The following is a 20,823-nucleotide window of genomic DNA, read 5'->3' on the forward strand; positions in this document are numbered from 1 at the left end:
ATATTTGATATAGACAATCGTTTGATGCGATAAAGTTATTTCGATTTTGAAAGTTCTTGTTCCTTAATTAATTATTCAATAACAAAAATGTTCGGAGGTCCTATGAAGTCCTTTCTTTCTCAACAGTCGTTCAGAACTTTAGCTTTAGTTTTCGCTTTAGTTCTGTCAGTCTTTTCCTTAGAGGTTCAGGCACAAAATGATAATGTCTCTGTTTCAATAAACACACTTATTGATCAGGGGGGTTCATCAATGAACTATGAACTCACATTAGAAAACAGGGGTACGGTTAACGAAAGTTTCGATATGTGGATTGTTGTCACCGGTCCAAATGGTTACAATGATTTAGTAATGAATCGTCACTTTAACTTTAGACCCGGTAGAATTATTATCAGAACCAGACCTTATATGATTCAAGGTGCCGATCTCGGTATTTTTACATTCACTATCAATGCCGGAACATTTGCTACCGGAACCCTTATTGATACTGACTTTGATACTTACACCAGAACTTCTGTAAGTGCCAATGAAGTACAAATCAATAAAGATATTGATTTAACAGGCGTTCCTGATAAAATGATGCTCGTTGCAAACTACCCCAACCCTTTCAATCCTTCAACAACGATAAGTTATGGATTGAATGAAGATGCGAATGTTTCCATAATTATTTACAATGCATTAGGACAGGAAGTAACTACATTGATAAACACTCAACAGACAAAAGGATTCCATAGTGTAGTTTGGAACGGTAGAGACAACTCCGGTAATCAAGTTACAAGCGGAATTTATTTCTACAGAATGATCACAGGAAATTTTGTTGAAGTCAAGAAGATGCTACTGAATAAATAATATTCTTTTTTTGTGTTAGTTCTATCAGGATTAAAGCATTAATAACTGTTTGCTTCATAAGGCAGTCATAACTGGCTGCCTTTATTTTTATTAATTGAGACTTCTGAAAAATTAAGTTTGTAAAACCCGCATGGGAAAAACGAGTTGAAGTGACATTTGCTTTGAACGTTTTTATCGCTAATTTTTAATATAGTTGTTGCTACTTTAGGCGGGAATGGCTTTATATTCATAATTAAAACAAAGCAAAAAAAAGACAACTAATTAAGCATAAACATTGTCTCTTTTTTCAATGTTCAGCTACTAATTCAAAAAACAATTTTAAAACAAAGGGAAAAATTTATGCGAAATCTTATAGCAGTTACATTCATATTTTTTACAATTATAACCTATGGACAGGTTAGTATTGATTGGGTTCAATTTACGAGAGGTGTTTCAATCGCAACGGATAATACAAACAATGTTTACACGGTGGATTATGACTACAATCCTGCAGGTGATATAACATTAACCAAACGAGACACTGATGGAAATTTCCTTTGGTCGGCGAAGTACGATCAAATAGATAATACAAAATGGGAAAAAGCAACATGGGTTGCTGTAGATAATTTAGGAAATGTTTATGTCAGCGGTACATTGATGTCAGGATATTCTAACCCGGTAAATGCTGCCTCAATTTTAATGAAGTTTGATCCGATTGGGAATTTATTATGGCGCAACGTTTATGAAAATTCATTCGATGGATCATACACAAAAAAATGTCTGATTGACACCGATAACAATATTTACGTTTTAGGAATGGGAAGCGGTCCAGCCGGATATGTTACTAAGGTGAAAAAATTTACGCCAGATGGTTTAGCCTTATGGACTTATTACGACGCTGATGGAATTGGTGCGCCGATCAACTTCAAATTCACACTTGATAATAGTATTGTGATCTCCGCAAGGGGAATTATAGGCAGTGTCAACGGTTATGCGAAAATTAACAAAGACGGAAATAAATTATGGAGTTTCCCAGGTGTAAACAGTTTAACTATTGGTGACCTGGCTGGTGACGATTTTGGTAATACTTATTTAGTTCATACCGAAGATGTAATTAATGGCGGAACTACTGTAAAAAATTATCCCCGACTGGAGCGCTTATCTGGGAAAATAATTATACTTTAGCCGGTTTCCGTGTAGAGGTTGGAACTGATAATTTGCCCGTCGTTTGTGGTTTCCCGAATCAGAATTCCGGAGGTTCATCCTTTATAAAAATAGATGGTAACGGCAACACTGTATGGTTTAATCCCGATGCAGATGGAACTTATGCATTGCTTTTACATGCACAATTAATGATGGATCAGTACAATAATATTTATCTGGCTGCAGGCACTTTGTTCGAAATGGCAGTATGTAAAGTAAACAGTGATGGAACATCTGCTTACACAATTACAACATCAGGAAGTTATGCTAATGCTTTCACACTCGGAAATGATTACTCAGTTTATGTTGTGGGAGGAACAACTGCAAAGATTAATCAAACAATTCCGATCTCAACAGTTATGCATGTTGGAGCACAAACTGTTACCCGGGAGTTGTCCGGCAGAGCTAAATACCGTGGTGTTGATCAGGTTTTAGTTTTGGATGAAAATAATCAACCGGTTGCAGGCGTTACTGTAAGAGCTAATTATACCGGACCTACAAATGGAAGAACTTCTGCTGTAACAGGGGCTGATGGAATTGCAATCCTTTATAGCAAGTTTATGCGGAATCCAGTTGGAACTTGGTGCTTCGAAGTAATCAGTCTAACTAAGTCTGGATTTACATACGATCCAAATGGTAATGTAATTACAACTCAATGTGAATCCGCTGAAGTTTTAACTAAAGAAGAAATTGAAATAAATGATTATAATCTGGAAGCATATCCCAACCCTTTCAATCCTACAACTACTATTTCTTTCTCCCTACCTGAAACGGGATATACATCATTGAAAGTATATGATATACTTGGTAATGAAGTGGCAGATTTGGTTAATGAAGTAAAGGATGCCGGGATTTATAAAGTTCAGTTTGACGGCAGCAACCTTTCAAGCGGTGTATATGTCTATCAGTTACAAACCGGAGATTATATTGCTACCAAAAAGATTCAAATGATAAAATAATTAATTAAAAAAACAGGGAGATATTAATGTCACAAATTCACAAGTTGATTATCGTCTTACAAATATTTCTAATTACAGGATCACTGCTTGCCCAACCCGAATATTCCTGGCGTTATTATAACACTGGAAATACAGGGATTCAGGGCGATTATGTTGAAGCAATATGGGTTGATCACGATGGTGATCCATACATTGCCGGTTATACCCCAGGTTGGGAAGAAGGAGGTTTTGCAAAATATATTCAATCAGAAAATAGGTGGATTAATTATTCCAATGTTGACTACCCAATAATTGGAGATATTAACGATGTAGGTTCATCTCGAATAAGTGACATAGAGGAAGATGCTAGTGGAATACTATGGATGGCTACATGGCGCGGAATATTAAAATTTGATCCCGCAGTTGGTGCAAGTTCATTGGAGTTTTTTGGCGCAGATAATTCCTTGCATCCCGGCGGTAGAACGATTGATTTAGCAATTGCACCTGATGGATCAATTTGGGCGGCGGTATTATCTGTGACATGGGGGGGCGGCGGTCTAGTAAATTATAATCCGTCAACAAACTTATGGCGTTACTGGTACTATGGATCTACAGCTAACAACTGGCCAAGTAATATAGGTGTGTGTGAAAATATTTCGATACAGGAAAAACCTTCCGGTGGCTACATTGTGTGGATAGATGGTGAAGGTTGGAATACTATGATTACTTTTGATAGTGATACGCAGCTATTTACATTATTGCCGCAGAATCTTGACCCCGGAGAGGTTGTTTCTTTGCCTGGGAATAAGTGTACTGATTCGGCAAATAATTTATGGGCGCTTAGGTATACAGGCACAGCGAGTATTTATTCACTCGATTACAGAACCCCTGCTGGTGATTGGATCACACCATCTCAACCTCAATCAAGTTCTGAAAACGATATCTATGCATTTAAAGCTTATGAGAACGGTAAGGCTCTGCTTATTGATGGGAATAGTAATGTCTGGCAATTTAACGGTACCTCATGGCAAAACTTTGGCATCTGGCGGGAAGGTGGTTTTTCTTACGGGTTAGATATTGACGCTGACGGGAATGTCTGGGCAAGCGGAATTGGTGGTGCTGCAAAAAGAGATGTACAAACAGGTATTTGGCAGCGCTATCGAATAACGAACTCCTCACAAATTACATACTGGGTCGAAGACATTGCAATTGATACGGATGGCAGTGTTTGGATGGCAGGAAATGCTGGGCCCGGAGTTGGTGGGTTTGAAAAATTTGATGGTATTAGATGGATTGGTTTTAATAATGAAAACTATGGTTTAGGTTATCCTTTCCCTTTCCCGACTGATAACACAGAAGTTATTTACTATCGTTCGTCAAATAGTGAAATAATTGTCAACCCAATGTATAACTATTTACATACATGGGATGGCAGTAACTATACATCACTAAATTATCCATTGGATCGTTCTAAAGGTGTCGTTGAAGATTCACAAAACAGATTGTGGAGTCTTGGTGAGTACTACAATCTTTCTTACTATAATGATGCAGGCAACAACTGGACTGCTGTTCCTTTCATGGGATGGGGTGCGAACATCATGAAAGATTCAGATAGACCAGGAACAATTTGGGCTTGCTCGGGTTATCAGGTTTTAAGAACTGATGGAACATATAATTTTTCAAAAGTAGTAGATGATTTTTCTGAGTTAAATCCGCAAAGTGATTTCCTAACCACAGTCGTTCCTTTGCTTGGAGGGTTTGCCTGGGTTGGGACTAATCAAGGGCTTGCAAAAGTAAATACAAACGACGGTACTTATCAGTTTTACGCACCGTCAAATTCACAAATTCCTGGAGAAAGTATTACTCCACTTGCAGTAACACCCGACGGCCGATTATGGTTTGCAAACTTTGGAAGTACAACAACTTCAACTTACGGCTTGTGTTGGTTTGATGGAACAGAATTTGGAATTTTTCCACAACAGCAAATTGGGGGTTTGCCACATGCTCAGATTTATGATCTTGAAGTAAAAAACATTCAGGATGGATATGAATTATGGATCAGTTGTGCTAGCAGGGGTGCTGCTGTCTTAACAATATTAGGAACGGTAATTCCTGTCGAGCTTTCTTCTTTCGAAGTAAATTTGGATGACAAAAACGTCCAACTTTTTTGGCAAACTGCAACTGAGACAAATAACTCAGGCTTTGTGGTTGAAAAAAGTCAAATGTCAAACGTCAAAGCTCAAATGGATTGGAATGTAATTGCTTTTGTTCCAGGCTTTGGTACGACCACCGAACCGAAGAGTTATTCCTTCATTGATGAAAATCTTTCGGCAGGAAAATATCAATACAGATTAAAACAAATTGATTTTGATGGTAGTTATGATTACTCATATGCTATTGAAGTTGAAATAACTACACCAACTGAATTTTCACTTGAGCAGAATTATCCCAACCCATTCAATCCTACAACCACAATTTCTTTCTCCCTCCCTGAAACGGGATATACATCATTGAAAGTATATGATATACTTGGAAATGAAGTAGCAAATCTGGTTAATGAAGTAAAGGATGCCGGGATTTATAAAGTTCAGTTTGACGGCAGTAACCTTTCAAGCGGTGTATATGTCTATCAGCTGCAAACCGGAGACTATATTGCTACCAAAAAGATTCAAATGATAAAATAATTAATTTAAAATACAGGGAGATATTAATGTCACAAATTCACAAGTTGTTTATCGTCTTACAAATATTTCTAATTACAGGACCACTGCTTGCCCAAGCCGAGTATTCCTGGCGTTATTATCGGCCAGGCAACACCGGTATACAAGGGGATCAGGCTACAGCCATTTGGATTGATGAAAATGGTGACCCATATATAGCAGCTAGCACTGGTAATTGGGGCGAAGGCGGGTTTGCAAAATTTAGCCAATCAGAAAACAAATGGGTAAATTACTCAAACGTTGACTTACCAATACTAGGCTCATTTGATAATGGGGAGGTTCAAATTTTAGATATCATAGAGGATTATGATCAAAATCTTTGGATGGGTAATTTTACCGGGGCACTAAAATTTAATCCCCAGATTGGTATATCATCAATTGAAAAATTTGATCCTAACAATTCAGAGTTGGACGGATTTACTTATGACATTGATTTAGCACCTGACAGCACCATCTGGTTTACGAGTGGTGGTCTTGTTCGTTTTAATCCTAAAAATGAAGAGTGGACTTATTTTCCAGGTGGCAATACTCGAATAGCCATACAACCTAAATCGGACGGCAGTTATTTAGTTTGGTCTGCCGATACATATTTTGGATTTGTGTTTACTTATAACAGTGCGACAAACCAATTATCATATTATACACCTTCGGCAGTTGGAGACATTGCGGGGTTACCGGGAAAAGATTGTGTAGATGACACAGGAAATTTTTGGTCTTTACGAATGTCAGACAATGGTGATTGGGAGACACTCGAATATCAACGCCCCGATGGAGTTTGGGTTTTTCCTACCCCACCGTACATAAATGTAAGTTTTTATATTGATGCATTTAAAGCCTTTGGAAACGGCAAAGCTCTCTTAGTTACTACTTCTGGTGAGACTTGGATGTTTGACGGCTCAATCTGGAATAATTTTGGGACATGGCGACCGGGCGATTTTACTCTCTCTGTTGATGTTGATCAACAGGAAAATGTCTGGGTTTGTGGAATTGAAGGAGCTGCAAAACGTGATGCTGTGACAGGTAACTGGCAGCGTTATAGAATAACCAATACTTCTCAGCTTGATTATTTCGTACAGGATATTTCCTTAGATAGCGAAGGAAATGTTTGGATGACTGGAAACGCAGGAACTGGTATTGGCGGGTTTCAAAAATTTGATGGTACAAACTGGATAGGCTTCAACCAATACACTTATGGCTTGGGATATACTTTCCCTTATGATGCAGACAATACCCAGGCAATTTATAGAAGGCCTGTAAACGGAGATGTTGTCTTCAATCCGACATTCCATGGAATCCATGCCTGGAATGGAGTTGATTTTTTTGCTTTGGAAGATTCATTTAATACCTCGAAAGGATTTGTTGAAGATTCATACGGAGTGTTGTGGAGCCTGGGCGAATATTTCAATGTAAGATATTACGATGAAACTATCCCTGATTGGATTGTTGTTCCATTGACAGGATGGGGTAGCCAAATAAAAAAGGATCTGACAAATAATGGTTCAATATGGGCTTCAACTGACTTCGAGTTATTGCGTACCGATGGAAGCTCTTCGTTCTCTCGTACTCCGAGTGATTTCCCTGGTTCGGCCGCTTCATTCACTGGCTTAGCCGTTGATGATAGTGATATAGTTTGGATTGGAACGTGGACGCAATTTACAGTTAGTGGTAGTACGCTTATCCGCCTCAATGCGAACAACGGTTCTTACACGGTGTTTCAACATGATCTGGGCTGGCCGTTTCCCGGCGAACACGTACGTCCCTTGGCGGTCACATCAGATGGGCGACTTTGGATGCAGTACGACAGCGAGTATCCATCAAATGACAACGGTTTATGCTGGTATGACGGTGTGAATGTTGGCTCGTTTCCTTCTCCACCGGGCGGAATACCACAGTGGGGCGGTTTACCAAACAGCAATATCAAAGATCTTGAAGTCCGAGAAATACCTGGTGGTTATGAATTATGGATGAGTTGTCTGGGAAGAGGTGTGGCAGTGCTCACAGTTCAAAATTCAGTTCCAGTTGAACTATATTCGTTTCGTGCGAGTATGATTGGAAATTCTGTAACATTGAGCTGGCAGACTGCTACTGAATTAAATAATAGTAGGTTTGAAATTGAAAGAAAACAAGTCAGCAGCCCACAGTCTTCAGTCGGCAATCAGGAATGGAATGTAATCGGTTTCGTCCCAGGATTTGGGACAACCACAGAATCAAAGAGTTATTCTTTCGCTGATGAAAATCTTTCAGCAGGAAAATATCAATACAGACTAAAGCAAATGGATTTTGACGGAACGTTTGATTACTCAAATGCTATTGAAGTTGAAATAATTACACCAACTGAATTTTCACTTGAACAGAATTATCCCAACCCATTCAATCCTACAACCACGATTTCTTTCTCCCTCCCTAAAGCAGGGTTTACATCATTGAAAGTATATGATATACTTGGAAATGAAGTAGCAAATCTGGTTAATGAAGTAAAGGATGCCGGGATTTATGAAATGCAATTCGATGGAAGCAATCTTGCAAGCGGAATGTACGTTTATCAATTGCAGGCAGATAGCTATATCGAATCCAAAAAATTACTTTTACTAAAATAGATTTTGGGGAGCTTCGGCTCCCTAAGGATAAGACGACAAAAAGTTACAATTATTTTTTGATCGAGGGATTGAAACTAATTTATAATTAATTATTGAGGTCAACTATGACACACTATTTCAGGTTCAATTTCCTTTCAGTAAGAATTAACCATGGCGGTTTTCCATTTATTTTTTTTCTATTTCTTATAATTGGTGCCAATCGAAATTATGCACAATTGCTTGCCTCGGCTTTTGACAGCACCTGGTTCGGTTATAATACGCAGGTAAGTAATCAGCCATATTTTTTATCAAGTGCAAAACTTATAGATCTTGATAATGACGGAGATTCGGACGTCGTTGCTTCAAAATATTTTGGTGGGTTCATGGGTAGCGCAAAAGGATTTGTTGTTCTAAAGAATAATGGCGAGGGACTTTTCAATAGCACGCCTGCTCATTATAATTCTCCCGAAACCTCCCAGTTTGTTGAAACGGCTGATTTTAATAACGATAGTTTTTTAGATGTTGTCGTTTCTAACTCCGGAGAATTCTGGGATGGGAATTCTATTTCTGTTTTTATGAATGATGGAGATGGTACATTTGGAAGCCCGGCAACTTACACAGTAGGGATTGGAGCAGCAGGCATTGTCGCTGCAGATTTTAACGATGATGGAAATATTGACCTCGCAGTTGCCAACTACGGAACTTTCGGTTCGCAAAATACAATCAGAATTTTATTGAATACCGGCGGCGGAGCTTTTTCACCTGCAGTTAGTTACCCCGCAGGCGATTCTCCGTACAGAATTGAAGCGGCAAAGATTAATCTTGATGATTTCATTGACCTTGTAGTCGCGAACGAAAATGGATTTCTAAATGTATTACTGAATTCCGGCACAGGAAATTTTTCGAATAGAACAGAATATTCAGTCTCCCAAACGAGTAATGGTCTTTTTCCATCTGTTTGGCTGGCTGATATTGATAATGACAGCGATCAAGACATTCTCTACACAAACCTAAACTTGTTCGGGATTGAATTATTCAGAAATCTTGGTAATTCGTTTTCTACGCCGGAGACGATTCAATCAAATGATTTTTCTGGAGGAATAATGGATATTGAAACTGCAGACCTAAACGCCGATGGCTGGTTGGACATTGTAGCGACCTCCACAACAGCAAGAACAACTGACGGCTACCAGGTTTTTTATAAATAACAGTTCGGGCGGATTCCTCGAACCATACCGAAACCCCGCAGGACAAAATACAGTTGATATCATGCTCGGTGATGTTGACAGCGATGGGTGGGTGGACATTCTGACCGCAGACTCCTACTCGATGCAAATAACAGTTCACAAGAATTACGGGCAAGCTACCTTCCCCATCCCTCATCTGTTCGATACAGGCAGTTCCATTGCCGGCAGTTTAGATGCTGCTGATATTGATGGTGACGGCGATCTTGATGTCGTAACATCGGCTTCAGGTCGTGCGGCAATTGGAGTGACGGTCAAAGTTCAAATAAATCTTGGTAACGGTATTTTTTGGCGAAGGGGTTTCATACTCAATTAGAGGTGGAGGTGTACAGGCAAAATTCAGGGAATCTTAATGGAGATTCCTTCCCTGATTTACTATTTGCAACTGCTATCAATTCCCCGCCCTACGATTTTCATTATGCTATCAACAACGGCGACGGCACTTTTGGCACTGTTCAAACAAAATCTATTGGTTCCTGCGGATGGTACGATATTGATGCTTTTGATATTGACAATGACGGTGATGAAGATGTTTTGATTACTGAGTGGCTTGGGTGTCCAAACGTAACGAATTCTAGTATGAGATTATTCATTTGTCTTAACGATGGGAATGCATCATTTGCTGATCCACTTATTGAAGTCATTGGTCGGGAGTTGCCCTATTGCTGCAGGCGATTTTAATTCTGACGGTAAAATAGATATAGCCACAGGCACAGCCGGCGCCCTGATAAATATTTCGATTGGAAATGGCAATGGTGATTTCAACGATCCAGTCAATTATTCCATCGGAAGTCAGGAGGGGCGACAGATATTGTTGTGGCAGATTTCAATGGCGATGATATCCTCGATATTGCTTCGTCCAATTTCTGGGAATCTACAACCATGTCAGTCCTTATTGGAAATGGTGATGGTACTTTTCAACCGGCAAATATAATTCCTTCTGCATATTCACCGGATTTATTAAATGTGTCCGGGATTACTGTTGGAGATGTTGACAGCGATGGAGATGCTGATATTATGGTCGGGAATAACGCCTCAAATTGTATTTCACTTTTATGAAAATAATAATGGTGTATTTACATACAGAGTGAGGATCGGAGGATATTCGGGCGTCTTCTCCCCCTTGTTCGCAGATTTTGATGGAGACGACAGAGGAGATTTAGTTGCTGTTGGGCAGTTACCGCCAAGTGGAATTCCTAGCACTTTAATGTTCATCAAAGGAGTAACCACCGGAGGTATTCCGGTTGAACTCACATCCTTCACCGCAACTGTAACGCGAAACTCCGTTTCGCTTAACTGGCAGACTGCTACTGAATTAAATAATAGTAGGTTTGAAATTGAAAGAAAACAAGTCGGCAGCCCACAGTCTTCAGTCGGCAATCAGGAATGGAATGTAATTGCTTTTGTTCCAGGCTTCGGTACAACTACCGAACCAAAGAGTTATTCTTTCGCTGATGAAAATCTTTCAGCAGGAAAATATCAATACAGACTAAAACAAATTGACTTTGATGGCATCTTTGAATATTCAAAATCAATTGACGTTGAAATAACAACTCCGACAGAATTTTCTCTTGAGCAGAATTATCCCAACCCTTTCAACCCTACAACATTAATCACCTTTGGATTGCAAGAAAAATCCATAGTTAACTTAAAAGTATTTAATTTAATAGGAGAAGAAGTTGCATTATTATTAAATGAAGAGAAAGCCGCAGGCGTGCACACTTTAACATTTAATTCAGAATCGTTACCAAGCGGAGTTTATTTCTATAAATTGCAAGCTGGTTCATTTACTCAGACAAAGAAAATGATCCTTTTGAGATAAAATATTTAATTATTATACAAAGAAATATTTAAATGAAAAATAATAATTGTTCGAACTTATTCATAAAATAAACAGGAGTAGTGATGACTTACCGTTTCACAATTAAAAATCTTGCGCTGCTATATTCAGCGTTTGCAATCTTTTTAAGTGCGCAGGCTTTCTCCTCGCCTCAGGGAAATGATCAGACACCGTTGCAGATCAGTTCCACCAAAACCGGTTCGCAAATAAAAACTGAGTTTGTTGTACCGGGCAGTTATGTAGTTGATCTTGTTGCAACTGCCTCCTTTGGGGTTGACATGAACGACGCCGGCGATGTGATCGGAACTTCTTACCCGGATCCTGGTTGCGGATCCACATGCCTCCCTCCCCTTGAAACAGTTGTTTGGAAGGACGGTATTCGAATTGTACTTCCAACTGTGCCCGGCTTGTCAGGCATCACCCTTACCGACATCAATAACCAGGGCTGGATTTGCGGTTTTGCGGGATTGCTTTCGACCACAACTCACGTTGTTGTATGGAAAACCCAACGGAAATACATACACCGCTATTGATCTCGGAAATCTACCCGGCAAAACTATTTCTACAGCAATCGGTATAGATGACTTTGGCAGAGTAGTTGGTTGGTCAACTACACAAAATTTCCCGCCGACCGGAGCTCCTTTTATGTGGACCGAAGCCGGGGGGATGATAGACCTGACGACTCTGGGTTTTCCCAATGAAAGTCCGCTCGGCATTAGCCCTGGTGGAACAGTAGCTGTTTATGGTTATTGGTATCGCTTAGACGATCCCGGAAGTATTACTGCTATCGCACCCCCACCTGCCGGATTTGCCATTGAGAACTCAACTGTTGCAATTAATGATGCCGGAGATCAAGCTCGTTTTCTTGTTACTATAAGCTCCGAAAACCTCGATTATCCTTTCCGTTACAATCATCAAGGAACATGGCAGCAGATTTCGTTTGTTCCAACCGGTCACTTGAGCTCTTATGGAGTTGGTTCTATCACTGATGCAGGTGATATAACTGCAACAGTTCAGGGAATAGGAATGATCGCTTATGGTCCCGATGAACTTGCTCAGCCTTTGGCTCCTCTCGTATCTTCTGCCTATGGTGGAAGTGTCCTCACTTCTTCTGGACAAATGAATGCAAATGGTGAGATTCTTGCAAGGATGATCATCGGTCAGAGCGGGCAGCGTCTTGTGCGTCTGATTCCCGGCGAACCATGTGTAACAAATTGCATTCAGGTATCCTCTATCTTTATGAAGGGAAGGGGTCCCCTTTTTGCAATCAGGGAAATGCAAAAGTCAGAGCCAAAGTAACTGTTACAGATGAAGCAGGAGTTAAACTATCAGGCGTTACAGTTACAGGTCACTTTTTTGATGATTACTGGCTTGATGAAACTGTAGTAGGTACAACAAATGCGCAGGGTAATGTGACATTTACTCACATAGGTCCCCCTTGCATTGGAGCAATTGCTTTCCTTATCACGGATGCGACAACAGCCCCAACCCGTACACTCGATCGAACAACCGGAATATTGACAAATAATATAATACCACTCCCACCCGGCAACAGTTCGGAAGTAGAAGAATCACTGGATTTTGATGACGATTCAGTAACCGAAAATATCCAGTCAAAGGTAGCATTGGACATTCCGACTGATTTCGGAGTTGCACAAAACTACCCCAACCCCTTTAACCCAAGCACAACAATCAGCTTTTCAATTCCTGAGAGGAGTTTTGTTACGCTTAAAATTTATGATCTGCTTGGAAGAGAAGTAGCACAACTTGTAAATGAAGAACTCGAAACCGGCAGCTTCGAAAAAACATTTGAAGCAAGAGTCCCGAAGGAGCGGGACAAGTTCGTGCAAGGGGTGTACTATTATCAACTACGCGCCGGCAGTTTTGTAGAAACGAAAAAGATGATCCTACTCCGGTAATTTGATTTTTTAGATATGCCGGATTTCGTTTGTGGTTAGCGTTCCCAAATCCGGCATATATCTACTGCCAAAAAAATCTTGTATAGCTTAATTAAAAATATATTATTAACTAACTTAAGTTGATCGCTTTTTGGTTGGGAGTTAAAACCCCACAAATTATTGGATGATTTAATTATCCACACCTAACGGGCACAGTAATTACCCAGATCTTTAGATCGGGGAATATGAAAAACCCAAAAAACTTAACAGGCTTTAGCCCCAGATACTAAGGCGGTCAACTTGAGTAACTAAACTATTTTATTCGAGTTTATTCAAGGAGGTATAAAGTGAAAACTTTATTTTTACTCATTTGCATTTTTATTTCACTTGTTCTAAATATTTTTGGACAAGGAGATTATCCTCGCTCAGATACTAAGCTAACACCCCGTAATCTAACCCCGGGTAAATTTGAGAACGATATGAGAATAAAAACTCCACGAAGCTAAAATTAGGTGATAGAGAAATACCAATAAACACAAACAGCGGGCAAATGCCAGGAGAACGCCAGCTTGAAATTATAAAAAATGTACTCACTGAAGATTTCCTTGTTAATGATGATTCAACTGGAGGAACAGATCAATATTCTCCTTCAATCTCAATGGATGGTAGTGGTAATTTTGTGATTGTGTGGGAAGACTATAGGAATGGTAATTTTGATATCTATTTTCAGCGCTACAACAGCAGCGGCACAGAACAAGGTGTAAACAGAAAAGCAAACGATGATGATGGTACGGCAGGGCAAGATTCTCCTTCAATCTCCATGGATGGCAGCGGAAATTTTGTGATTGTGTGGATAGACTTTAGGAATTATTATGATTATGATTCTGATTTTTATTATCAGCGATACAATTCAAATGGAGAGGCGCAAGGCATAAATACAAAAGCAATTATTGATGATGCTGGAAGTGCTCGTCAATACGATCCCACAATCGCGATGGAAGGATCAGGTAATTTTGTGATTGCTTGGCAGGACTATAGGAATGGTAATTCTGATATTTATTATCAGCGTTACAACAGCAGCGGCACAGCACAAGGAGTAAACACAAAAGCAAACGATGATGTTGTTTCGGCATATCAATTTTCTCCTTCAATCTCAATGGATGGTAGTGATAATTTTGTGATTGCTTGGCAGGACTATAGGAATGGTAATTCTGATATTTATTATCAGCGTTACAACAGCAGCGGCACAGCACAAGGAGTAAACACAAAAGCAAACGATGATGTTGTTTCGGCATATCAATGGTCTCCTTCAATCTCAATGGATAGTAGTGGTAATTTTGTGATTGTGTGGGAAGACTATAGGAATGGTGATTATGATTCTGATATCTACTATCAGCGCTACAACAGCAGCGGCACAGCACAAGGAGTAAACACAAAAGCAAACGATGATGCTGGTTCGGCATATCAATATTCTCCATCAATCTCAATGGATGGTAGTGGTAATTTTGTGATTGTGTGGATAGACGATAGGAATGTTAATTCTGATATCTATTATCAGCGTTACAACAGCAGCGGCACAGCACAAGGAGTAAACACAAAAGCAAACGATGATGATGGTTCGGCAGATCAGTTGTATCCTTCAATCTCCATGGATGGCAGCGGTAATTTTGTGATTGTGTGGACAGACGAGAGGGATGGAATTTCTGATATCTATTTTCAGCGCTACAACAGCAGCGGCACTACACAAGTGTAAACACAAAAGCAAACGATGATGTTGGTTCGGCATATCTATATTCTCCTTCAATCTCAATGGATGGTAGTGATAATTTTGTGATTGTGTGGATAGACGATAGGAATGTTAATTCTGATATCTATTATCAGCGTTACAACAGCAGCGGCACAGCACAAGGAGTAAACACAAAAGCAAACGATGATGTTGGTTCGGCATATCAATATTCTCCTTCAATCTCAATGGATGGTAGTGGTAATTTTGTGATTGTGTGGGAAGATTATAGGAATGTAAATTATGATATCTACTTTCAGCGCTACAACAGCAGCGGCACAGCACAAGGAGTAAACACAAAAGCAAACGATGATGTTGGTTCGGCATATCAATTTTCTCCTTCAATCTCAATCGATAGTAGTGGTAATTTTGTGATTGTGTGGCTTGACGATAGGAATGTTAATTCTGATATCTATTATCAGCGTTACAACAGCAGCGGCACAGCACAAGGAGTAAACACAAAAGCAAACGATGATGTTGGTTCGGCAATACAATGGTATCCCACAATCGCTATGGATGGATCAGGAAATTTTGTAATTGTGTGGCTTGACGATAGGAATGTTAATTCTGATATCTATTATCAGCGTTACAACAGCAGCACAGCACAAGGAGTAAACACAAAAGCAAACGATGATGTTGGTTCGGCATTACAATGGTATCCCACAATCGCTATGGATGGATCAGGAAATTTTGTGATTACCTGGAGGGACCATAGGAATGGTAATTATGATTATGATATTTATTATCAGCGATACAATTCAAATGGAGTGGTGCAAGGTATAAATACCAAAGCAAATGATGATGCTGGAAGTGCTGATCAATGGTATCCCACAATCGCTATGGATGGATCAGGAAATTTTGTGATTGCGTGGGAAGACCTTCGTTATGGGATAAATAATCAGGATATCATAGGACAGAGATATTATGCAAATGGCACTCCAAATGGAAGCAACTATCGCATTGTAGCTGATGGACCGAATTATGGAGAGACATCACCAGTAGCAGCAGCAAATAATAATCAGATAGTATTTTCATGGATGGATAATCGCCGCTCAAAGGGATGGAACATCTACGGTAAAGTAGTTGGTTGGGATTGGAATGGAGTTACATCAGTTTCAGATCAAGGAAATAACTTACCCAAAGAATACGTACTTGAACAAAATTACCCAAACCCATTTAATCCGGGTACTAAAATTAAATTCAGCATTCCAAATGTAGGGACTGGGCTTGCCATGTCCGTGTTAAAAGTTTACGATGTTCTCGGCAGAGAAGTCGCAACCCTGGTGAACGAAGAAAAACCAGCAGGAAGTTATGAAGTTGAGTTTGATGCAAGCAAACTAAGCAGTGGTGTTTACTATTATAAATTATCAGCCGGCAGTTTTGTTGAAACGCGTAAAATGATTTTAATGAAATAACGACAAATGTTGTAATTGTAAATAATAAACCTTACTTCTAAACCTCCGAGGTTTTCCTAAACCTCGGAGGTTTTTCTTATTTGCAAGTTTTTTACACTTTAATCATTTACTCCCGTAACTATTCTCCCTAAAATTTACCCAAATCCTCGAAAATCGTTAAAATTCGCACAGCAGATGAGATCCGCGGTGCGCCGGGTACCATCAGCGGTACACCGGAAAGTATCCGCAATACCCCGGGAATCACCTGCGGTATCCCCGGTATTGCCGGGCGTACTCCTGTTAAAAAGCGAGGTATCCCGCACGCAATCCGGCGTACTCTGGCTAATATGCGGCGCATCCCGGCGTCACCGCTGTACCCCGGTGACATCCGCGGTACTCCTGGCGTCATCAGCGGTACCCCGGTAAAATCAGCAATACCCCCGATAACGTCCGGCGCATCCTACGACATCCGGCGTACCCCCGATGCAATCCGCTGTAAACCGGATTTCATTTATGCTAAGCTGGTCAGCGCCATTTTTAAAGAAGATCAAATATTAAGGGACAAATTTTTGACCGTACGTAAAAATCCGTTGATTTTATAATTGTTATTTTTTAGAATTGCCTAAGCAGTTTGAGGTCTGGTTATTTCCTTCCTCATTCTGTAAAAATAAATTGTTTTTTTAACAAATTTTTTAAAGGAGGCTGCAATGCCAAAAAGGATTATCTCCCAAAGACATCCCATCATTTAACGAATGGGTTAACAGCTATGAGTTAAACTACCCCACCGTTGGTCCTACTCTGGGGCTTAGTGCACCGGAAGTGACTGCAGGTACTGCGTTAATAACGGACTATAAAACTGCATACGCCGCTCAGACGGCTGCTGAAGTTGCGTTTAAAAATAGTGTGCAAAACACCGTGGCAAAAGGCGGGCGTTAGTTTCCGGTCCAAATGGGATACGCAAGCAGGTTGCAAGTATGAAAGCGAATTCAAATTACACCCTCGCAATTGGTGAAACGCTTCAAGTAGAATTAGATGCAGAACAAATAGACATCAACACTGCAAACCCAGTGTTAAAGTTAAGGCTTACTGCTGAAAATTTCGTTGAAATATTTTTTAAGAAACTTATTTTTGACGGAATTAAGATTGAAAGTAAAAGAGGAAATGAAACATCATTTTCTTTTTTAGCTTTTGATACAGAAGCACCCTACCTTGATACACGACCAAATCTAACTGACGGACCTGAAAGAAGAGAATACCGTGCTTATTTCATGTTACACGATCAAATTGTTGGAATAGTATCTGCTGTTTTCACAATAACAGTTGGTTAATCTAACCCGCCATCAAATAAAAAGTCCCGCCAACAAAGCGGGACTTTTAATTTTATTAAAATCAGTTTTTAATTTTTCGATTGAAGCAATCATAATTGCAAAATAGGCGCTGCTGTTTTGCCTATCATTTGAGAAGAGACCCCCGTCAGCAATCCGAAATCTATTTGAGACGAATTTGATTTTAATACTCTAAACATAGATTGAAAAAAGATAAAATAGATTGCAATCAGAAGTATTACTCCAATCAATCCCTGATTCATAAAAGTTTCGATATAATCTGATTCCCAACTTGTAAAACTGCTTGCCGGGTAGATTATAATCCTGCTGTTCAATCCCCTACCTAATAATAGATTAATTATCTTAGTATTTTCCAAATCCGAACTGATAACGTCTGCTGCTTCACTGTAAAGGCTTAATCGTCCGCTGCTAAAATCATTTTGGTTTTGATTTTCGTACAAAATTGATAAAGGATTTATTCTTATATCGTCAGAGCTAAAAATCAAGATTAAAATTATTATTGAAATAGCTCCGATCGATGCCACTGGAAATAGAAAAGATTTAATGTTATTTTTTTGAAAAAGAAAAATAGAATTATAACTCCTGCGGCAAGAGTATAATAGCCAGCAAATAATCCGAAAGCCCTTTCACCTGTTGAGAAATGGTTGATAACTCCAGCTATGCCTGAAATTAATCCGCCCCCAGCTATGAGGAATAAAAAAAATTTTAAGTTGATGGATTCATCTTTAAGATATAAGAATGAAAGTGGAATAGCAGTTAACAATAATGCCAGTCTCGGTAAACTATGAAACGAAAGTTGCCTGTTTGCGGATAACAAAACAGAGATGACACCGGATAAAAACAACAGCAATAAAAGCAAATCTATTTGCGTAAGAAGTTTGCTCCGATATTTTTGCACATAAACAATAATTATTGCTGGAAGAAATAACACTATACAAATCTGCACGACAGCACTTGAGATAAACATTCCAATTAATAATGTTAAATAAAGAATGCGCAAATATTTAAGGAAAAGTTTTTCCAAATTTTTATCGAATAGTTTTTACCGATTGATAATCTAATCTCGAATCAAGTAACGAAGGTGGAAACATTTTACGCTTGTATTTTTCCCCGGTTACCGCATTTTGTTGATGAATTTCATTTAGCATTTTTAAATGAAGGAGTGCCGTTTCCTTCCAACTAAACAAACCGGCACGTTGATATCCGGTTTTAATTAAATTTTCTCGTAGTAAAGAATTTGACAAGACTTCAAGTATTCCGGTTGCAATATTCATATTGTCATTAGGCTCAACATAGTAAGCAGCGTTGCCACAAATTTCCGGAAGACTGGAATTGTTAGAAACCACAACCGGGCAACCTAAGGACATAGCTTCAAGCGGCGGCAAACCGAAGCCTTCGTAGAATGAAGGAAAAAGTAGTAGTGAAGCATTTCGAATCAGACTTGAGAGTTCTATATCACTTAAATGACCGGCATAAATTATTCGATCACAAAAAGCATCGTATTCTTTAATCACACCGTTCTTAATCAACTTAACAATTTCTTTTGCGTCATCACCTGCTAAAACTAACTTGTGTTTTATTTGATGCTTTATAAGAGAAAATGAATTAATCACACCTGCAATATTTTTCATAGGTGTGATCCTGCCATAATAGAGTATGTACTTTCCCTCCCCGCTTTTTGTATTGATCATATTTCCCGATTTATTTTCCTTTGTACCGTTTGCGATTACAATAATCTTTTCATCAGAAATTGAGTATGTATGTTTAATAAGTGATTTTGAATGATTGGAGGGTGTTACTATCAGTCTGCATTTCTTTAATGCTATTTTGACAAAATACTTAAAGAAAAAATATTGTTTAAAGTGATATTGCTTAAATAATAGCGGGATAATATCGTGAATGGTAACTACTTGATTCTTGTTGAATAAACTAACCTCAAGCTGACTTGTATTAAACACAATTGCATCCTTATGAAGGAATGAAAGAATATTTGAGAAAGCAAATCTTAATAAATGACCTTTAAAATGATTATCGGGTGACATAAGTGATGTAACCCAAATAATACTAAAATTTGTGGGAAAATTTATTTTTGATACATGATCTTTTGCCGATTGGTTTGCGTACACGATAAAATTAGTTTTGTCATCTTGTTCCGAGAAATTCCTAAGTAAATTAAGAGTATAAACCCCAATGCCACTCAATTTTCTACCGATGTTTGTAGCATTTATTACGACAGTCTTATTTTCACTTGATTTAAACATTTAACTCACCATCACTTTCTTTTTAGTTTCACATTGCACTTTGATTTCTAAAGACATTCCCTGCTGTTTTCTATAAATTGTTGAAACAAAATTCGGATTGCCGTCCATAATAATTTTCCCTTTATCGATCCATACTAATCTACTGCATTGAGAAACGAGGAAATCAATATTGTGAGAAACGAAAATAGTTGTACTGCCATTCTTCATTAATCTTTGCATTCTTGCAATACACTTCCGCATAAAAAATTCGTCCCCCACTCCGAATACCTCATCAATTAAAAGAACTTCCGGTTTCACATCAGTAGCAATGGCGAAAGCAAGCCTTGCGTACATTCCCGAGGAATAATTTTTTACAGGTTCGTCAATAAAGTTTTCCAGCTCGGCAAATTTGATAATGTCTTCGATCCTTTCTCTGATTTCCTTAGGTGAATATCCCATCAGAATTCCGGCAAGCATACAATTTTCCCTGCCAGATAAATCCGGTTGAAAGCCAATCCCCAATTCGAGCAAAGGAACTATATGCTTATTTGTTGCTCTGATTACCCTGCCCCAAGTCGGAGAAATTACGCCAGTGAATACTTTTAACAACGTTGATTTACCTGCACCATTTCTTCCGATAATTCCAATGTGCTCTCCTTCAAATATTCTTAATGAAATATCTTGAAGTGCACAGATTTTTTCATTCTCCTGTCCATTTAGTTTTGCACCGATTACTTCCCGAAGTGTTTTACGATCAAGGGAATGCTTGTCAAATTCGACATCTACTTTTTCAAGATTGAATATTTCTTTCATTAT

21 protein-coding genes are annotated in these 20,823 nt (G+C 39.0%); 17 read left to right on the forward strand and 4 right to left on the reverse strand.

Features of this window, described 5'->3' with window-relative positions:
* The first annotated feature begins 102 nt into the window (after positions 1–102).
* The 17 genes from IPH11_01075 to IPH11_01155 all read left to right on the forward strand — a co-directional run bounded on the left by IPH11_01075 (position 103) and on the right by IPH11_01155 (position 17,749).
* Positions 103–846 carry a T9SS type A sorting domain-containing protein gene (locus IPH11_01075; protein ID MBK6912327.1) on the forward strand — a complete coding sequence of 248 codons (744 nt, stop codon included), beginning with the start codon at positions 103–105 and terminating at the stop codon, positions 844–846.
* 339 nt (positions 847–1,185) lie between these two features.
* The gene (locus tag IPH11_01080; GenBank protein ID MBK6912328.1) at positions 1,186–2,010 is read left to right on the forward strand and encodes a hypothetical protein; all 825 of its coding nucleotides are present in this window, start codon (positions 1,186–1,188) and stop codon (positions 2,008–2,010) included.
* A 167-nt stretch (positions 2,011–2,177) separates the two neighbouring features.
* The gene (locus IPH11_01085) at positions 2,178–2,987 is read left to right on the forward strand and encodes a T9SS type A sorting domain-containing protein (protein MBK6912329.1); all 810 of its coding nucleotides are present in this window, start codon (positions 2,178–2,180) and stop codon (positions 2,985–2,987) included.
* Positions 2,988–4,198: 1,211 nt separating this feature from the next.
* Entirely contained in the window at positions 4,199–5,650 is a 1,452-nt protein-coding gene (locus IPH11_01090; protein ID MBK6912330.1) for a T9SS type A sorting domain-containing protein, read from the forward strand.
* A 920-nt stretch (positions 5,651–6,570) separates the two neighbouring features.
* Positions 6,571–8,283, forward strand: a complete 1,713-nt coding sequence (locus IPH11_01095; protein ID MBK6912331.1) for a T9SS type A sorting domain-containing protein — start codon at positions 6,571–6,573, stop codon at positions 8,281–8,283.
* Positions 8,284–8,387: 104 nt separating this feature from the next.
* Positions 8,388–9,470 (forward strand): VCBS repeat-containing protein, encoded by a 1,083-nt coding sequence (locus tag IPH11_01100; GenBank protein ID MBK6912332.1) that lies wholly within the window; start codon positions 8,388–8,390, stop codon positions 9,468–9,470.
* Positions 9,471–9,531: 61 nt separating this feature from the next.
* A complete protein-coding gene (locus IPH11_01105) occupies positions 9,532–9,822 on the forward strand; it encodes a VCBS repeat-containing protein (protein MBK6912333.1) in 291 nt (96 codons plus the stop codon).
* Positions 9,823–9,830: 8 nt separating this feature from the next.
* Positions 9,831–10,187 carry a VCBS repeat-containing protein gene (locus tag IPH11_01110; GenBank protein ID MBK6912334.1) on the forward strand — a complete coding sequence of 119 codons (357 nt, stop codon included), beginning with the start codon at positions 9,831–9,833 and terminating at the stop codon, positions 10,185–10,187.
* A gap of 135 nt (positions 10,188–10,322) precedes the next feature.
* A complete protein-coding gene (locus IPH11_01115; protein MBK6912335.1) occupies positions 10,323–10,565 on the forward strand; it encodes a VCBS repeat-containing protein in 243 nt (80 codons plus the stop codon).
* A complete protein-coding gene (locus IPH11_01120) occupies positions 10,471–11,328 on the forward strand; it encodes a T9SS type A sorting domain-containing protein (protein ID MBK6912336.1) in 858 nt (285 codons plus the stop codon). The genes IPH11_01115 and IPH11_01120 overlap by 95 nt, the downstream gene beginning before the upstream one ends.
* A gap of 83 nt (positions 11,329–11,411) precedes the next feature.
* Entirely contained in the window at positions 11,412–11,879 is a 468-nt protein-coding gene (locus IPH11_01125) for a hypothetical protein (GenBank protein MBK6912337.1), read from the forward strand.
* Positions 11,839–12,645 carry a hypothetical protein gene (locus IPH11_01130; protein MBK6912338.1) on the forward strand — a complete coding sequence of 269 codons (807 nt, stop codon included), beginning with the start codon at positions 11,839–11,841 and terminating at the stop codon, positions 12,643–12,645. Before IPH11_01125 ends, IPH11_01130 begins: the two co-directional genes overlap by 41 nt.
* A complete protein-coding gene (locus IPH11_01135; protein MBK6912339.1) occupies positions 12,561–13,265 on the forward strand; it encodes a T9SS type A sorting domain-containing protein in 705 nt (234 codons plus the stop codon). Before IPH11_01130 ends, IPH11_01135 begins: the two co-directional genes overlap by 85 nt.
* A gap of 326 nt (positions 13,266–13,591) precedes the next feature.
* Entirely contained in the window at positions 13,592–13,750 is a 159-nt protein-coding gene (locus IPH11_01140) for a hypothetical protein (GenBank protein ID MBK6912340.1), read from the forward strand.
* Between the two features lie 44 nt (positions 13,751–13,794).
* Entirely contained in the window at positions 13,795–14,997 is a 1,203-nt protein-coding gene (locus tag IPH11_01145) for a hypothetical protein (GenBank protein ID MBK6912341.1), read from the forward strand.
* Between the two features lie 869 nt (positions 14,998–15,866).
* Entirely contained in the window at positions 15,867–16,442 is a 576-nt protein-coding gene (locus IPH11_01150) for a T9SS type A sorting domain-containing protein (GenBank protein MBK6912342.1), read from the forward strand.
* Positions 16,443–17,395: 953 nt separating this feature from the next.
* Complete coding sequence (locus tag IPH11_01155) at positions 17,396–17,749, forward strand: hypothetical protein (GenBank protein MBK6912343.1); 354 nt, start codon at positions 17,396–17,398, stop codon at positions 17,747–17,749.
* An 89-nt stretch (positions 17,750–17,838) separates the two neighbouring features.
* On the opposite strand, the gene IPH11_01160 is transcribed toward IPH11_01155, so the two are convergent.
* The 4 genes from IPH11_01160 to IPH11_01175 are packed head-to-tail and all read right to left on the reverse strand — an operon-like array spanning position 17,839 to position 20,820.
* Complete coding sequence (locus tag IPH11_01160; GenBank protein ID MBK6912344.1) at positions 17,839–18,252, reverse strand: hypothetical protein; 414 nt, start codon at positions 18,250–18,252, stop codon at positions 17,839–17,841.
* A gap of 11 nt (positions 18,253–18,263) precedes the next feature.
* Positions 18,264–18,791, reverse strand: coding sequence for a hypothetical protein (locus tag IPH11_01165; GenBank protein MBK6912345.1), 528 nt, complete (start codon positions 18,789–18,791; stop codon positions 18,264–18,266).
* 4 nt (positions 18,792–18,795) lie between these two features.
* Positions 18,796–20,028 carry a glycosyltransferase family 4 protein gene (locus IPH11_01170; GenBank protein MBK6912346.1) on the reverse strand — a complete coding sequence of 411 codons (1,233 nt, stop codon included), beginning with the start codon at positions 20,026–20,028 and terminating at the stop codon, positions 18,796–18,798.
* Entirely contained in the window at positions 20,029–20,820 is a 792-nt protein-coding gene (locus IPH11_01175; GenBank protein MBK6912347.1) for an ABC transporter ATP-binding protein, read from the reverse strand.
* Positions 20,821–20,823 lie beyond the last annotated feature (3 nt).

This window comes from Ignavibacteriales bacterium, assembly GCA_016709155.1.
Taxonomy (GTDB): domain Bacteria; phylum Bacteroidota; class Ignavibacteria; order Ignavibacteriales; family Ignavibacteriaceae; genus JADJEI01.

Excerpts from the sequence above, each read along its gene's own strand:
- IPH11_01090 (MBK6912330.1), top strand. The coding sequence starts at position 4,199 with ATGGCAGGAAATGCTGGGCCCGGAGTTGGTGGGTTTGAAAAATTTGAT.
- IPH11_01095 (MBK6912331.1), top strand. The coding sequence starts at position 6,571 with ATGTTTGACGGCTCAATCTGGAATAATTTTGGGACATGGCGACCGGGC.
- IPH11_01175 (MBK6912347.1), bottom strand. The coding sequence starts at position 20,820 with ATGAAAGAAATATTCAATCTTGAAAAAGTAGATGTCGAATTTGACAAG.
- IPH11_01170 (MBK6912346.1), bottom strand. The coding sequence starts at position 20,028 with ATGTTTAAATCAAGTGAAAATAAGACTGTCGTAATAAATGCTACAAAC.
- IPH11_01100 (MBK6912332.1), top strand. The coding sequence starts at position 8,388 with ATGACACACTATTTCAGGTTCAATTTCCTTTCAGTAAGAATTAACCAT.
- IPH11_01145 (MBK6912341.1), top strand. The coding sequence starts at position 13,795 with ATGCCAGGAGAACGCCAGCTTGAAATTATAAAAAATGTACTCACTGAA.
- IPH11_01120 (MBK6912336.1), top strand. The coding sequence starts at position 10,471 with ATGTGTCCGGGATTACTGTTGGAGATGTTGACAGCGATGGAGATGCTG.
- IPH11_01105 (MBK6912333.1), top strand. The coding sequence starts at position 9,532 with ATGCTCGGTGATGTTGACAGCGATGGGTGGGTGGACATTCTGACCGCA.
- IPH11_01085 (MBK6912329.1), top strand. The coding sequence starts at position 2,178 with ATGATGGATCAGTACAATAATATTTATCTGGCTGCAGGCACTTTGTTC.
- IPH11_01080 (MBK6912328.1), top strand. The coding sequence starts at position 1,186 with ATGCGAAATCTTATAGCAGTTACATTCATATTTTTTACAATTATAACC.
- IPH11_01155 (MBK6912343.1), top strand. The coding sequence starts at position 17,396 with ATGAAAGCGAATTCAAATTACACCCTCGCAATTGGTGAAACGCTTCAA.
- IPH11_01150 (MBK6912342.1), top strand. The coding sequence starts at position 15,867 with ATGGATGGATCAGGAAATTTTGTGATTGCGTGGGAAGACCTTCGTTAT.
- IPH11_01075 (MBK6912327.1), top strand. The coding sequence starts at position 103 with ATGAAGTCCTTTCTTTCTCAACAGTCGTTCAGAACTTTAGCTTTAGTT.
- IPH11_01125 (MBK6912337.1), top strand. The coding sequence starts at position 11,412 with ATGACTTACCGTTTCACAATTAAAAATCTTGCGCTGCTATATTCAGCG.